Source organism: Rugamonas rubra, assembly GCF_900114705.1.
Lineage (GTDB): Bacteria > Pseudomonadota > Gammaproteobacteria > Burkholderiales > Burkholderiaceae_D > Rugamonas > Rugamonas rubra.
Map to the genome: position 1 here is coordinate 192,205 of NZ_FOTW01000014.1, position 13,318 is coordinate 205,522.

13 protein-coding genes are annotated in these 13,318 nt (G+C 64.6%); 9 read left to right on the forward strand and 4 right to left on the reverse strand.

Going from position 1 to position 13,318, the window contains the following annotated elements:
* Positions 1 to 7 precede the first annotated feature (7 nt).
* The gene (locus BM252_RS16030; RefSeq protein WP_245774283.1) at positions 8 to 163 is read left to right on the forward strand and encodes a DAPG hydrolase family protein; all 156 of its coding nucleotides are present in this window, start codon (positions 8 to 10) and stop codon (positions 161 to 163) included.
* 102 nt (positions 164 to 265) lie between these two features.
* Here BM252_RS16030 and BM252_RS16035 read toward each other — a convergent pair whose 3' ends face one another.
* Positions 266 to 1,579, reverse strand: a complete 1,314-nt coding sequence (locus BM252_RS16035) for a protoporphyrinogen/coproporphyrinogen oxidase (protein ID WP_217429918.1) — start codon at positions 1,577 to 1,579, stop codon at positions 266 to 268.
* Between the two features lie 196 nt (positions 1,580 to 1,775).
* Here BM252_RS16035 and BM252_RS16040 point away from each other — a divergent pair, with 196 nt between their 5' ends.
* The 3 genes from BM252_RS16040 to BM252_RS16050 are packed head-to-tail and all read left to right on the forward strand — an operon-like array spanning position 1,776 to position 3,582.
* Positions 1,776 to 2,243 (forward strand): GNAT family N-acetyltransferase, encoded by a 468-nt coding sequence (locus tag BM252_RS16040; RefSeq protein ID WP_245774284.1) that lies wholly within the window; start codon positions 1,776 to 1,778, stop codon positions 2,241 to 2,243.
* A 49-nt stretch (positions 2,244 to 2,292) separates the two neighbouring features.
* The gene (locus BM252_RS16045; RefSeq protein WP_139236527.1) at positions 2,293 to 2,964 is read left to right on the forward strand and encodes a DUF6928 family protein; all 672 of its coding nucleotides are present in this window, start codon (positions 2,293 to 2,295) and stop codon (positions 2,962 to 2,964) included.
* A 45-nt stretch (positions 2,965 to 3,009) separates the two neighbouring features.
* Positions 3,010 to 3,582, forward strand: a complete 573-nt coding sequence (locus tag BM252_RS16050) for a GNAT family N-acetyltransferase (protein WP_093388671.1) — start codon at positions 3,010 to 3,012, stop codon at positions 3,580 to 3,582.
* Positions 3,583 to 3,631: 49 nt separating this feature from the next.
* On the opposite strand, the gene BM252_RS30185 is transcribed toward BM252_RS16050, so the two are convergent.
* A complete protein-coding gene (locus tag BM252_RS30185; RefSeq protein WP_139236529.1) occupies positions 3,632 to 7,420 on the reverse strand; it encodes an Ig-like domain-containing protein in 3,789 nt (1,262 codons plus the stop codon).
* 224 nt (positions 7,421 to 7,644) lie between these two features.
* Positions 7,645 to 8,460 (reverse strand): alpha/beta fold hydrolase, encoded by an 816-nt coding sequence (locus BM252_RS16075; RefSeq protein ID WP_093388692.1) that lies wholly within the window; start codon positions 8,458 to 8,460, stop codon positions 7,645 to 7,647.
* Between the two features lie 331 nt (positions 8,461 to 8,791).
* Between BM252_RS16075 and BM252_RS16080 the strand changes: the two genes are divergently transcribed.
* A complete protein-coding gene (locus tag BM252_RS16080; protein ID WP_174900552.1) occupies positions 8,792 to 9,463 on the forward strand; it encodes an alpha/beta fold hydrolase in 672 nt (223 codons plus the stop codon).
* Between the two features lie 11 nt (positions 9,464 to 9,474).
* Positions 9,475 to 9,963, forward strand: coding sequence for a hypothetical protein (locus BM252_RS30190; protein WP_139236531.1), 489 nt, complete (start codon positions 9,475 to 9,477; stop codon positions 9,961 to 9,963).
* 88 nt (positions 9,964 to 10,051) lie between these two features.
* On the opposite strand, the gene BM252_RS16085 is transcribed toward BM252_RS30190, so the two are convergent.
* On the reverse strand, positions 10,052 to 11,005 hold the full coding sequence (locus BM252_RS16085; RefSeq protein ID WP_093388693.1) for an aromatic alcohol reductase: 954 nt from the start codon (positions 11,003 to 11,005) through the stop codon (positions 10,052 to 10,054).
* Between the two features lie 184 nt (positions 11,006 to 11,189).
* Here BM252_RS16085 and BM252_RS16090 point away from each other — a divergent pair, with 184 nt between their 5' ends.
* The 3 genes from BM252_RS16090 (at position 11,190) to BM252_RS16100 (ending at position 13,094) form a co-directional block, all read left to right on the forward strand.
* Positions 11,190 to 12,119 carry a LysR family transcriptional regulator gene (locus BM252_RS16090; protein WP_093388673.1) on the forward strand — a complete coding sequence of 310 codons (930 nt, stop codon included), beginning with the start codon at positions 11,190 to 11,192 and terminating at the stop codon, positions 12,117 to 12,119.
* Between the two features lie 131 nt (positions 12,120 to 12,250).
* The gene (locus tag BM252_RS16095; protein WP_093388674.1) at positions 12,251 to 12,616 is read left to right on the forward strand and encodes a DUF4844 domain-containing protein; all 366 of its coding nucleotides are present in this window, start codon (positions 12,251 to 12,253) and stop codon (positions 12,614 to 12,616) included.
* Positions 12,617 to 12,698: 82 nt separating this feature from the next.
* Positions 12,699 to 13,094 carry an MAPEG family protein gene (locus BM252_RS16100; protein WP_093388675.1) on the forward strand — a complete coding sequence of 132 codons (396 nt, stop codon included), beginning with the start codon at positions 12,699 to 12,701 and terminating at the stop codon, positions 13,092 to 13,094.
* Positions 13,095 to 13,318 lie beyond the last annotated feature (224 nt).

The window sequence follows — 13,318 nt, forward strand, 5'->3', positions numbered from 1 at the left end:
CTTCGGCATGTCGGCGCGCGATCCGCTGACCGAGGTGCCCGACCATCTGGGCCTGAGCCTGATGCGGCACTGCTACACCGAGTTCACCTACCTGAGCCGCTTCCTGCCGTCGATGTACTACGGCGAGCACGCCAACGACGAGGCAGCGCCGCTGCCCTGGTAGCGCGACGACGGCGGGTCGGTCGCTTGGCGCGGCTGGGGCGCGCGGATGATGAGCGGCAAGCCGGCCGTGCCAGTACGGCGACTGGCGCGGCACGCTCGCCCCTCAGGTGTTCGCCAACAGATGGGCTGCGGCCCATTTTCCGCTGAACGCCGCCCCCTCCGTGGTCGGCGCACTCATGTAGTCCCCCGCCAGCAGCACCCTTTGGTCGGGCTTCAGCGCCGCGCGGTAGGCGGCGATGGCGCGCGCCCGTCCCACCGCCGAGCAGGGCTCGGCCTCGCGCCAGCGGCAGAAGTGGGCGAAGGCGGTGTTCTTGCGCACGCCGGGAAAGTAGCGTTCCAGCTCGGGGAACACCTCGTTCAGCACGGCCGCGTCGCCCTGGTCGAGCAGGCGCGCGCCGGCCTGGCCGTCGAGCATGACGTTGAGCAGCTCGCCCTGCGGCACCAGGCTGGACGACTTGCGCGACTCGATGCCGACCGCCGCGACCACCTTGCGTTCGCGGCGTGGGATCAGCAGGCCGTAGATGTCGTCCGGCACGGCGCTGCCACGGATGCCGCCGGGCAGGGCGATGCCGATGTTGATGGTCGAACTGTAGCGCGTCGCCAGCAGCGTCCGGGTCAGCACGCAGTCGGGGTGGTACAGCGCGGCGGCGGCCGAGGCGGTGGTGGCGAGGATCACGTGGTCGGCGCACAGTTCGCCGTGCGGTGTGTCGACGCGCACCCCGCTGGCGTCGTGCGACAGGCCCAGCGCCGGTGTCGCCAGGCGCACGTCCAGCCGGGCCGCCAGCGCCTCGCCCAGGCTGCCCATGCCGCCCTCCAGCGCCGCCGTTTTAAGGCGGCGCGCACCATAGCTCCAGGTCAGCAGCGCCAGCGCGCGCGAGGCCGCCTCGGGCGACTGGAAGAAGAAGCCCGCCAGCATCGGCTCGAAGATATGCTCGAGCGCGTCGGCGCCGAAGCGCTCGCTGGCCCAGGTGGCCGTGCCCTGGTCGTCCCACTGCTGCCAGGCGGCGTAGTCGTTGAGCGGCAGGTGGGCGCAGCGGCGCGCGTCGAGGGCGCCGGCCAGGCCCAGGCGCAGCAGCGCGCCCCAGCCCAACAGGCCGCTGCTGGCCACGCTCCACGGTTTTTCCGGGCTGACCCGGCGCACCTTGCCGGCGCGCGCCGTGCCGCCCCATTGGGCGCAGGTGCTCAGCTGGCCGGCCATGCCCATGCGTGCGATCAGCGCCTGGATCTCGACGTAGCCGGTGGAGAGGAACTGCGCGCCCCGGTCGATGCGATAGCCATCGCGCAGGTCGGTGCTCATGCGGCCGCCAACCCGCCCGGCCGCCTCCAGCAGCGTGACCTGGCAGCCGTGGCGGCTCAGGTGGTGGGCGGCGCTCAGGCCGGCGATGCCGGCGCCGATGACGATGACTGATCGTTGCAAATTTTCCCTCGTTCGCAAAAGGTGGTTCCGTGCCGCAGGCCACACCGCGTGGCAACAGGAGTCTATCCCGCCAAAGTGAATTTCATCTAAAGCCGGCACCGGCTGGCCGCCGGCTCCTGCCGGTGCGGCGCAGGTTTGCCGAAAAGACAATGTTCTGCTAGAGTCTGGCGGATGCGGACTGTTGGGACGCCAAACTATGATGAAGGAGCGGCTGCGCAAGCCGTCGAACCGGGATGTTATGCAGATTCGAGAAGTGACTGTTGCCGACGCCGAGGCGATCGCGGGCCTGTTGGCCTCGCTCGGCTATCCCGGCTGCGAGGAATTCATTGCGGCGCAAATCGCCGCGCAAATCGTCCATCCCGACGCGCGGCTGTTGGTGGCCGCCGGCGGCGACGGGGTGGCCGGATTCATCTCGCTGCATTTCGTGCCGCAGATCGCGCTGGCGGGGGATTTTTGCCGCATCAGCTATTTCTGTGTGGCCGAGGATAAACGCGGCCAGGGCATCGGCGAGGCGCTCGAGCGGGCGGCGGCAGCGTTGGCGGAGGAGCGCGGCTGCGACCGGATCGAGGTGCATTGCCATTCGCGCCGTTCGGGCGCGCATCGGTTTTACCAACGGCAGGGCTTCGTCGAGTCGCCGAAGTACTTTGCCAAGGCGGTGGGCTGAATCGCCGGCGTTGCGTTGGCTAGGTAGTCCAAACAGGGGAGGTGGGCAGATGGGATGGAAAGCGTTTGCGGTGTTCGCCACGGCCGTGCCGGGCTACTTCGGCACGCGGCCGCGCCACGAGACGCAGCGCGCCGAGCAGCTGCGCCTGCGCCTCGGCCTGTCCGGCTATGAATACGTCGGGCCGGCCACGCTGGACGCCGCGCTGTATCCGCGCAAGGGGGCGCTGTACATCGGCGCCTACCCGGACGGCGCGATCGTCTGCGAGACCCAGCTGGCCTGCCAGCTGTTCGAGGCCGCGTCGCGCCGCAGGATCGGCGGCGGCGACGCGCCGTTCGCTGAATTCAAGCCGGCCTTGCTGGGACTGTATCCGGACGGCGAGGTGCTGGCCCTGGTGCTGCACAGCGTGGTCAACCTGTGGGGCTACAGCCTGTACGCGGCCGGCAAGCTGCGGCGCAGCGCCGCCGGCGCCAGCGACGACGGCATCATCGCCAACGAGGGCGAGCCCCTGGCGGAGGAGCGGCGCGTGCTCGACGCCTGCGCCATCGAGGAGGTCGACGAGGAGGTCGGCGGCGAGGAGCTGGTGTTCGACGTGTCGGCGCGCATGTTCGGTCAACGTCTCGATGCGTTCGAGGAGTTCCATCTCGAGCTGAGCGAATACAGGAGGGCGCCGGGGTCGATTGCGTCCTTCTTCAAGAAAATGTTAGGCAAACAGAATGGCTGAGCAGGACGACAGCCGCCCCTGCGGCACTTGAATACGAGGTCAACGATGAACAATTTGGTCGCGAACGGACTTTGCATCCGCCCCCTGGTTCTGGCCGACGCCGGCGCGCTGGCGCAGGCCGCCGTCGAGTCGCTCGACACCCTGGGCCTGTGGATGCCCTGGTGCGACGAGCGCTTCGGCCTGGCCGAGGCCGAGCAGTGGGTACAGGTCTGCGTTGCCGAGTTGGCGGCGCGGACGGCCTACAGCATGGGCATCTTCGCCGAGGACGACGGCGCGTATATCGGCAGCATCGGCATCAACCACATCAACCGCCAGCATAATTTCGCCAATCTGGGATTCTGGGTCCGGGCGGCGTGGCAGAACCAGGGCGTGGCCCGGCGCGCGGTGCCGATGATGGCCGACTTCGGGCTGGACGTGCTGGGGCTGGACCGCATCGAAATCGTCATTGCCGAGCACAACCTCGCCAGCCGCCGCGTGGCGGAGGCGGTCGGCGCGCGCTTCGAGGGCATCCTCGCCAAGCGGGTGGCGCTGCGCGGCGCGCCGACGGCCGCCGCGATGTATTCGCTCACGCGCGATTCGGGCGAGATCATCACCATGCCCACCTCGACGACGCCTTAGCTGGCGTCGATCCGCATCAGCGCCAGGGTGCCTATCGCGCGCCCGTCCCTCAGGTCGGCACCAGGAAGTCCCAGTTTTGCACGGCGATTTTGTGGACGCTCATTTCATCCGACGTCAGGAAATACTGGGCGACCTGCTCCAAGGTGGCGCCGTGCGCCATCTGGTCGGTCCAGAACGCCAGGCCGTCGGCGTCGCTGTGGCGGCTGAAGATGCCCTGGTACAGCAACTCGATGTCGTGCGCGCTGGCGCCGTTGAACTGTGTCGCATGCAGGTTGCGCGATTCCACCGAGCTGATGAACTCCAGCGCGATCTTGCCCAGGCTGGCACCGTTCTTTGCCGCGCTGCCCCAGAAGTCCATGCCCTGGTAGTCGGCCTGGCGGCCCAGCACGTTCTGGTACAGGCCGGCGATCGTGCCCAGTTGCGCGCTGTTCTCAACCGCCGTGGTGAGGTCGGAGAATGCCAGGTACTCCGCGTTGATCACCAGCGCGTGCTGCGTCGGCTGCGCCTTGGCGGTGACCAGCAGATAGCCCTCGTGGGCTTCCACGTCGTAGCTGGAGCTGGCGCCGTTGAAGGAGGCGGTGTCGCTGCCCTGGCCGCCGTGCAGGATGGTGCTGCCCGCCGGCGCGGCGGCGGGCAAGGCCTGGCGCGCGCCACCGGCCTGGGCCTGCGGCGAGGTGAACAGCAGCGTGTCGCCGCCGCCGCCCGAGAAGACGGCGCCGCCGGCGCCGGACGATACGGTGAAATGCTGGTTGGCGGCATCGCCGGTCAGGATCTGGCCGAGGGTGTTGCCGGTCACGTTGACCGCGCCGATGACGGCGGCGAAGTCGACCGCGTTGAGCACCAATTGGCTGCCAACGGGTAGATTGCTGGCGTCGATGACCAAGGCGGTGTGCTGGTTGGCGCTGCTGGTGCCGGTTAGCGTCAGCGCGCCGCTGGGCGCGCTGGCGCCGCTGGTCGGCACGATGGTCTCGACCAGCAGTGGCACGCTGGCGGCCAGCTGGTTCAGGAAGGTCACGCCGTTGCCGGTCAGGTGGCCCTGGTCGCTGGCCGGGTGGTCCGGCGTGGCCGCCAGGATGGATTGGATCAGGTGCTCGACCGAGTCGCCGGCCGGTTGGCTGGCGCCGCCGCTGGCGCTCAGGCCGAAGCCCTGCGTGACCTGCGCCAGCAGCAGGTTGTTGGCGCCGGAGGTGACCAGCGGAATATCGGCGACGCCGGCGCTGCCGCTGGAGTCGCTGCGCGTGTCCGTGACGATGGGAATCGTGGTCTGCGTGCCGCTGCCGCCGCCCGGCAGGGCGACCGGCTGCTGCGTGACGGCCACGCCGTCGACCGTGGTGGTCGGCGGCGTGGTGGCCGGCGGCGACACGATCGTCAGGGCCAGCGACGCGCCGGCCGGCGAGCTGTTGCCGGCCAGGTCGGTCTGCTTGGCCGTCAGCGTGTGCGCGCCGAGCGACAGCGCGCTGCTGGCGATGCTCCAGTTGCCGGCGCCGTCGGCGGTGGCGGTGCCCAGCAGCGTGGTGCCGTCGGTGTCGTACAGCTTGACGGTGGCGTTGGCGGCGGCCGTGCCGGTGACGGTCGGCGCGGCGACGTTGGTGCTGTTGTCGCCCAGGGTGCCGCTGTCGCTGGCGCTGGCCAGCAGCGGCGCGCCCGGCGCCTCCGGCGCCGCCGTGTCGATGGTCAGCGCCAGCGCGGCGCTGGCGGCCGAGACGTTGCCGGCCGGGTCGGTCTGCTTGACGCTCAGCGTGTGGCTGCCGTCGGACAGCGTGCTCGAAACGATGCTCCAGACGCCGGCGCCGTTGGCCGTGGCCGTGCCCAGCACGGTGGTGCCGTCGCTGTCGTACAGCGTGACGGTGGCGTTGGCCTCGGCCGTGCCGTTGATGGTCGGCGTGGCGTGGTTGGTGACGCCGTCGCCCAGCGTGCCGCTGTCGCTGGCGCTGGCCAGCGCCGGCGCGGCCGGCGCGGCGGCGCCGGTGTCGATGCTGACGGCCAGGCCGCCGCTGGCGGTCGAGACGTTGCCGGCGGCGTCGGTCTGCTTGGCGCTCAGCGTGTGGCTGCCGGCCGACAGCGTGCTGCTGGTGATGCTCCAGTTGCCGGAACCGTCGGCGGTGGTGGTGCCCAGCAGCGTGGTGCCGTCGGTGTCGTACAGCTTGACGGTGGCATTGGCCTCGGCGGTGCCGGTGAACTCCGGCGTGGTGTTGCTGGTGATGGCGTCGCTGCTGGAGCCGCCGCTGTCGGTGCCGGCGGTCATCGCCGGGGTGGACGGCGCGGCGGCCGCCGTGTGGTCCAGCGTGAAGGTCTGGCCCGCCGCGTAGCCGCCGACGATGTCGACCGACGAGCCGTTCTGGATGCCGGTGGCGCTACCGTTCAGGTCCAGCCGCAGGGTGCCGTCGCCGCTGATGGCGTTGACGGTGACGGTGTAGGTGGTGCCGCTGACGGCGACGACCGAGGCGATGCTGCCGGCCGCGCTGCCGCTGGCGGTGAGCGTGAAGTCGGCGCTGTCGACGCCGGTCACCGTTTGGCTGAAGGTGACCGTGTAGACGACCGAGGTGGCGGCGGTGGGCACGCTGGCCGAGGCGGCGGCGGCGCGCACGATGCTGTCGACACCGGGCGCGTCGACCACGGTGACGGTGAAGATCTGGAAGGCGTCGTTGCCGGCCGCGTCGGTGGCCTTCATGTAGATGTGGTAGGTGCCGGCGGCGAGGCTCTGCGCCGCCACCAAGGAGTCGCCGTCGACGGTGAACTTGGCGTTGTCGGCGTCGATGCTGCCGTTGCCGACGGCGAAGCCGTATTGCACGGCGGTGATGTCGGTGGACGACAGCGTGGCCACGGTGGCGCCGTTGGTGGCGGCCGACATCAGCACCGAGCTGGTGCTCAGCGCCATGCCGACCGGTCCGATCGTGTCGAGCGTGTAGGCGAAGCCGGCGGAGGCGCTCGAGACGTTGCCGGCCGGGTCGGTCTGCGCGGCCGTCAGCGTGTGCGCGCCGCCGACCAGCGACGAGCTGGTGATGCTCCAGTTGCCGGAGCCGTCGGCGGTGGTGCTGCCCAACAGCGTGGTGCCGTCGGTGTCGTACAGGCGCACGGCGGCGTTGGCCTCGGCCAGGCCGGTCACGGTCGGCGTGCCGTCGTTGGTGATGCCGTCGCCCAGCGTGCCGCTGTCGCTGCCGGCGGCCAGGGCCAGCGCGGTGGGCGCGGCGGCCGAGGTGTCGATGCTCAGCGTCAGTCCGCCGCTCAGCGCCGAGGTGATGGCGCCGCTGTCGGTTTGCGTCACCTTCAGCGTGTGGCTGCCCGAGGTCAACGCGGTGCTGGTGATGCTCCAGTTGCCGGAGCCGTCGGCGGTGGTGGTGCCCAGCAGCGTGGTGCCGTCGGTGTCGTACAGCTTGACGGTGTTGCCGGCGCCGGCCGTGCCGGTCAGCATCGGCGTGGTGTCGTTGGTGATGCCGTCGCCCAGCGTGCCGCTGTCGCTGCCGCTGTCGACGGCCGGGATCGGCGGCGCGGCCGGGCCGGGCCGCCCGCCGAACACGATGGTGCTGGAACTGAAGGTGGCCGCGTCGGTGCCGTCCGTGCCCTGGACCGCGCTGACGTCGTTGCCGCCGGTCGGGTCCTGGTAGGAGAACTCGATGATGTCGCCGGCGGTGAGCGCGTTGGCGCTGAAGGTCAGGACGACGGTCTTGGCGGCGCTGTCCACCGTGACGCCGGTCACGCTGGTGCCGGTGCCGTTGATCTGCATGTTGAACGCGCTGGTCGGCGGCGGATTGGCGGCGTCGAGCGCCACATCGAAATACATCGTGAAAAACTGCTCGCTGACGTAGCCGTCCGAGCTTGAATAGGTTGGTTGTGGCATTTGTGTCTCCCGAGTGGCATGGCGAACGCCGGCCTGTGGTGGGACGAGTATATGGCATTGCCATGCGGAAATGGATGCATTTCTCGGCAGTGTAGATTGCGCGCAACAGGCCTGTTCTTCCGCTGTTTGCAAGCTTGTTGGTCTTGCATTCTGGCGCTCAACAGCAGGTGGGATATGGCTTGCAGGTCGCGATCCTGTAGATGGGGGCGGCGACCATTTCGTGTTTACTTGCTGCTTTGCCGATCCAGTATTTGCATCACCGCGGCGACGATAGCGGCCGGCTCGCCGTGCCGCATTTCGGCCAGCGGCAAGTCGCCGAAAGGCTTGCGCGCTGCGCGCAGCTGGCTTGCGCTGGTCTCCAAGTTGTCCAGCTCGGATGCACGGGCGCGCCAATAGGACGGCGTGGCCACTTGCGCCGCCTGCGCCGCCGCCAGCGCGGTGCCGATGTCGCCATTGATGGCGGTGGCGGGGTAGGCGCAGGCGGCGTCGCTGTTGCCCTGTTCCGCCGCAGCCAGGCAGGCCAGCGCCGCATCCAACTTGGCGACGCGGTCCACCGGCAGCGCGTCCTCGTGCATGGGCTCGACCAGCACCAGGCCGCCGACGGCGCCGCGCGAGCGCAGCGCGAAGTGCTGCGCCACCATGGCGCCGTAGCCCGCACCGACCAGCACGAAGGGCGCGTCCATGCGCGCGTTTTTGAGCAGGAAGTGCAAGTCCTTGCTGGCGTTGGCGACCGTCGACGCCCGCGTGATCGGATCGCTGGAACCCAGGCCGGCGCGGTCGTAGACGCAGGCGCGCGTACGCTTGGCCACTTCCGGCAGCACCGCCGACCAGTCCCAAGCGGCGCGGCCGCCGTCGGCTTCGAACAGCACCGTGGGGCTGCCCTTGCCGCTGCAGTACAGATTGAGTTTGCGGCCGCCGACGTCGACCTTGACCTGGGGGCCGGCCAGGGCGTTCTGGCCGACCGGCGGCGCCGCGCCGGCGCTGGCGTGCGCCAGCAGGAAGGTGGCGGCGACAGTGGCCGAGAGAGCGAAATTGTTCATGGCGTTGGGTGTGGGGATGGTGAAAATGGCGCCCTGGTGGAGCACCTATTGATATGCGGCTTGGCGATGGCTGGCCGGTGCGGTGTTGATGCGGTGGCGTCGACAGCCGCTGTCCGATCGGGCGCTTGACGGCGCTCGGCAGCGCCTTGATCGAGGCAGCGACGATATTACTATCGAAGGCCGTGCCGAACAAGGTCGAGGCGTGCGGCCAAGCGCTCCGTCGAGCCGCCTCGGTTGTTACTTGGTTGATGCTAAATAATCAAAATTATCCTAATATACTGCTTCGCAGGGCGCACCCCGGCCCCTGCCAACGTTGATGCAAAGGCTAGCAATGCTCAAGACCAAAATCGGCAAGACCTTGCTCGGTTTCGCCGTCTGCACGCCGCTGTTGGCTGATGCCGCAGGCGCGGGACTCTCCAGCGCCGTCGCGTTCGCCAAACCACACCAACGCGTCGACATCGGCGGCCGCAAGATCAATCTGTACTGCAGCGGCGCCGGCGCCACCACGGTCATATTCGACGGCCCTTCGGGCGATGGCGGATGGGCTTGGTTCAAGGTGCAGCCCGAGGTGGCCAAGCATGCGCGCTCCTGCATCTATGACCGCGCCGGCTTCGGTTTCAGCGATCCGGCGCCGCGCCCGAACACGTCGGGGAACGCGGTCGAGGATTTGCACAAAGCATTGTCGGTGGCCGGCATTAAACCGCCATATCTGTTGGTCGGCAATTCGCTGGGGGGCAGCAATGTGCAGGTGTTCGCCTATCGCTATCCCGAGGAGGTGAAGGGTCTGGTGTTGGTCGAGCCGCAAAGCGAAGACGAAACCATGCGCACCAACAAGGCCTCGGGCGGACAGATCGAGAAGATCTACGCCATGATCAAGGACCACGATCAACAGTGTTTGGACGCCGCGAGCAAATGCTTCAAGGCCGGCAGCGAGGCGGCGGCCAGCTGCGTCGGCGACCCAACAGTACGTTCGCAGTTGGGCGTTTCAATTGCGATAAATTAATAGGAAATTCAATGCGTTTCACATGGTTAAGTTTATTGTTGTTAAGTAGCTCGGCGCCACTGGCAGCCAGCGCCGCTGATGTTTTGCCAGATTACCTGATCGGCACATGGGGCACCGGTTCATCTCTGTACGATGGTGCGAGTCAGCAAGCTGAAATATATCTTCTTGCGGATGGATTTGGCATGATGGCGGGATCAACCGCAGCTGCCCGACGTATGGATGGCATAGACGATGGGAAGCCTGGTCCGCGCGCAATTATTGGGTTTCCAGTCCAGGCCACTTTGGACAGAAATTCCTTGTCAGTTCGCAGACTCTTACCCAAGGAACAGCAAGGATCAAAAAAAGATGGTATGGGAATTTCCTGCCAGTATGAATCGGAAGGGCCGAAGTTGGCTTGTGCGGGACCAGATGGCGTATCCATGATGATGACTCGGCGTAGCGAATCGGTGGCGAAAGAAATTGTTCTGAATATTGCTGAAATTCGGACGTCATTTCAATGAGAAATGTTATTTGAACGCTGACTATAGCCGAATTGCGAAGTTGGAAGAACTGTCGTTGATACCGCTGCCTAAGCCCTCTGGATGACGTTTACTCGTTACGGCCAGAAATTAGGTTCGCATTGATCCACGATGCCACGTCGGTAACCGGCAGGGCGCGATGGCTATTGAACGTGCCACTCTTATCCCAAGCAACCCCCCGTCCCTGAGCAAAGGCTGCACGATACTTGCGCATCATATTGTGCGGGTCGCGGGCCAACTCGCCCAGCAAAAACTCCTCGCTCCACTCCGAACGGCTGAAGGGGTGGCCAAGTGCCGCTTGCAGCTTGTCGGCGACCTCCCCATACGTCACGGTGTCGCCTGCTAGATACACGATCTCGTTCCGGATACGGGGTTGAGCGAACACGATCTCGGCAGTCAGCGCGCCGATATCATCCGGAGTCGTCAGCGTCACAGCGGTGTCGAGGCTGCCAAGGGCGTGAACTGCGTTTTCTTTAAGATCGACGACACCGAATTCCGGCTCAAACAGGTAGCTCATGAACATGCCGGTCGAGATGATGACCCACTCAGTCTGATGCTGGCCACGCAGCAACTCGCGCACGTCCAACTGGGCGTCGAAGATGTCCTGCGGACTGCCGCGACCGATCAAGTCAAAATCGACGCCGAACTGCCATGGGAAGTACCTCGGGATTCGCGCCAGCAGGGCAGCCCGCGCCAACTTCATTGGCGTGTCGATGCCCGCCGCATAGCCCGCGCAACCGATGACTGTGTCATATTGCCCGAATACTGCGACGAGCTCATCGATGGAGCTCTTCACAAGATCGCCTATTACGATCTCGATCCCAAGACCTCGGATCTCGGCGATATCATGTTGCTTGCCTGGCGAACTGGACACAACGGCGCTTGCGCGAAGCAGCACGCTGATCTTCACACCGTCGATGTCCTTCGCGCGTTGCGCAAGACTGCGCAGCACCGGTAGGCCGAGTTCCCCGGCACCGAGCACGAGAATATTGTGAGACATAGCGTCAGGATCTGCTTGGTTCATCGTTAGCGGCACCAGCAGTTGGCGGTCTTGATCGGACATTGTCGATTTCTCCTGTAGGTTTGATACCTGCACTCTAGCGAGTGCAGCGACGCAGAAAAAGTAGCCCTGGAGGTTTTCACCATGCAGAAAATGCGAACAATGTTGGGTTATAGTGCCGTTTTCTCTATCGCTATCAGGACAACACATGGATCGCGTACAAGCAATGCAGGTATTTCTTCGCGTGGTCGACAGCAGGAGTTTTGTACGCGCAGCAGAGACCCTGGGCTTACCGGCGTCATCAGTCACAGGCATCATCAAAAGGCTCGAAAAACATTTGCAGATACGCCTGCTGAACCGTTCCACCAGAACCCTTAGCTTGACGCCGGAAGGCGAGCGGTACTTCTACCGCTGCCGCGAGATACTCGACCTGATTGACGACACGGAATCCAGCCTACACGGCTCTGCAGAGCGTCCGCAAGGGCGGCTGCGTGTGGATATGCCGGGTGGCATAGCAAATGCCTTGATCCTGCCACAGTTGGAGCATTTTCAGCGGCGCTACCCCGATATCTACCTAATGATCGGCGTAAATGATCGTCAAGTGGACTTGATCCAGGAAGGCGTCGATTGCGTCATCCGCACCGGCAGCCTCCAGGACTCAACGCTCGTCGCGCGCCGTTTGGGGGAGTTGCGTTGGGTCACCTGCGCGGCGCCGTCCTATTTGGAAGAAAAGGGTATTCCCAAGGGGCTGGAGGATTTGCCACTACACAGGGCGGTCCACTACTTTTCCAGCACGACGCGGCGGGGAAGTGAGCTGCATTTTGCCGAGGATGGAGAGAGCGTCACTGTTCCGGTTCCTGGCACGGTGGCAGTTAACGAGACTGGGCTGTACATCAAGCTGGGCCTCGACGGACGCGGTCTGATGCAGTTGGCTGAGATTCTGGTGGCGGACCAATTGCGGGCCGGAGAATTGGTCGAGGTACTGGCCGACAGGCGGCCGGCACCTGTGCCGGTATCACTGCTTTACCCCCACCACCGCTTTCTCTCTCCGACGATGCGGGCGTTCGCCGATTGGACGGCCGAGCTGTTCAGCAATGTCGGCTACGCGGCGCTTCTGCATGAACGTGACAAATCGTGAACTTTGCACGCAAGCAAGATGTTATCCTGATTATGGCGGCGGCATTCGGCCAGCAGCAGACGCTCAAAACAACTACACATTAAACATTAAACATTAAACATTAAACATTAAACATTAAACCACAACCGCATATGGACTACGACCCACTTTCCGAAGTTATCGATGAACCACTTTTTATAGATAGTTCGATTCTTGAAGAGTTGATAGCATTTCGAGGTGCTGAAAAACTTGACAATCTACCAGGCATTAATACGACCGCCGAAAAGGCCAGATTGTCGAACGTACTGAACGGCCTTTTGGACCGCTTGCTCTGCGATATCGAGGCGCACCCCAGCAAGTTGTGGGTGTTGACTGAATTTCAAAAGGCGCTGGTACTGCTAGAAGGAGAGGATACTGAAGGGCGTGAGCATTTCGGTATGGAGATGGAAAATATTATGGACATCTTGGGTATCGATAGCTCGGATGGCTTGCTTACCGCCTACCTGGGTGGGATATAGAGAAGTCTTTGGTCATCAACCGGCCAAAACCTGTCATTCTGGATCTATAAATTGATTCACAACGCTATCGTCAGGAGATGCAATGCAATATGTGGAGTTGGTCGCAGTCATAGCGGTGCTTCAATTTCTTCTTTTCGGTGCAATGACGGGGCGCGCTCGCAGCCAGTCCGGTCTTAAGGCACCGGCGGTCACAGGTCACGAGGGCTTTGAACGCATGTATCGAGTCCAAATGAACACATTGGAACTCCTCATTGCCTTTCTGCCCGCGCTATTTCTAGCCGCTCAATATTGGCCTACCACTTGGGCTGCCGGATTGGGTATCGTCTATGTGATTGGCCGACATTTGTACTGGCGCGCCTATGTCCGCGACCCGTCAAAACGGGCAATTGGTTTCATGATGTCATTGCTTCCCACAATTGCTCTCCTTGTCTTGGCGCTTGTGGGAATCATCTTGTCGCTGACGGGCATCAAAGCTTAGTCCGGCAACTGACACATGTCCGCCAAAACCGGCGTTGTTGCATAAATCCTGCAGCAACCAGGGCTGACGTTTACGCGCAACAACTGGTGCCGCAGGGCTGTTAACTTTGGACGAACTCCCGTAGATTCTGGTCTTTTGCCTGAAACGATGCGCAAGGACGAACAACAGCGGCAGGAACCCAAGGGGCAGTACCGGGTAAAAAACTGGCCGGCCTACAACGCCGG

Excerpts from the sequence above, each read along its gene's own strand:
- BM252_RS16030 (WP_245774283.1), top strand. The coding sequence starts at position 8 with ATGTCGGCGCGCGATCCGCTGACCGAGGTGCCCGACCATCTGGGCCTG.
- BM252_RS16040 (WP_245774284.1), top strand. The coding sequence starts at position 1,776 with ATGATGAAGGAGCGGCTGCGCAAGCCGTCGAACCGGGATGTTATGCAG.
- BM252_RS16045 (WP_139236527.1), top strand. The coding sequence starts at position 2,293 with ATGGGATGGAAAGCGTTTGCGGTGTTCGCCACGGCCGTGCCGGGCTAC.
- BM252_RS16050 (WP_093388671.1), top strand. The coding sequence starts at position 3,010 with ATGAACAATTTGGTCGCGAACGGACTTTGCATCCGCCCCCTGGTTCTG.
- BM252_RS30185 (WP_139236529.1), bottom strand. The coding sequence starts at position 7,420 with ATGCCACAACCAACCTATTCAAGCTCGGACGGCTACGTCAGCGAGCAG.
- BM252_RS16075 (WP_093388692.1), bottom strand. The coding sequence starts at position 8,460 with ATGAACAATTTCGCTCTCTCGGCCACTGTCGCCGCCACCTTCCTGCTG.
- BM252_RS16080 (WP_174900552.1), top strand. The coding sequence starts at position 8,792 with ATGCTCAAGACCAAAATCGGCAAGACCTTGCTCGGTTTCGCCGTCTGC.
- BM252_RS30190 (WP_139236531.1), top strand. The coding sequence starts at position 9,475 with ATGCGTTTCACATGGTTAAGTTTATTGTTGTTAAGTAGCTCGGCGCCA.
- BM252_RS16085 (WP_093388693.1), bottom strand. The coding sequence starts at position 11,005 with ATGAACCAAGCAGATCCTGACGCTATGTCTCACAATATTCTCGTGCTC.
- BM252_RS16090 (WP_093388673.1), top strand. The coding sequence starts at position 11,190 with ATGGATCGCGTACAAGCAATGCAGGTATTTCTTCGCGTGGTCGACAGC.
- BM252_RS16095 (WP_093388674.1), top strand. The coding sequence starts at position 12,251 with ATGGACTACGACCCACTTTCCGAAGTTATCGATGAACCACTTTTTATA.
- BM252_RS16100 (WP_093388675.1), top strand. The coding sequence starts at position 12,699 with ATGCAATATGTGGAGTTGGTCGCAGTCATAGCGGTGCTTCAATTTCTT.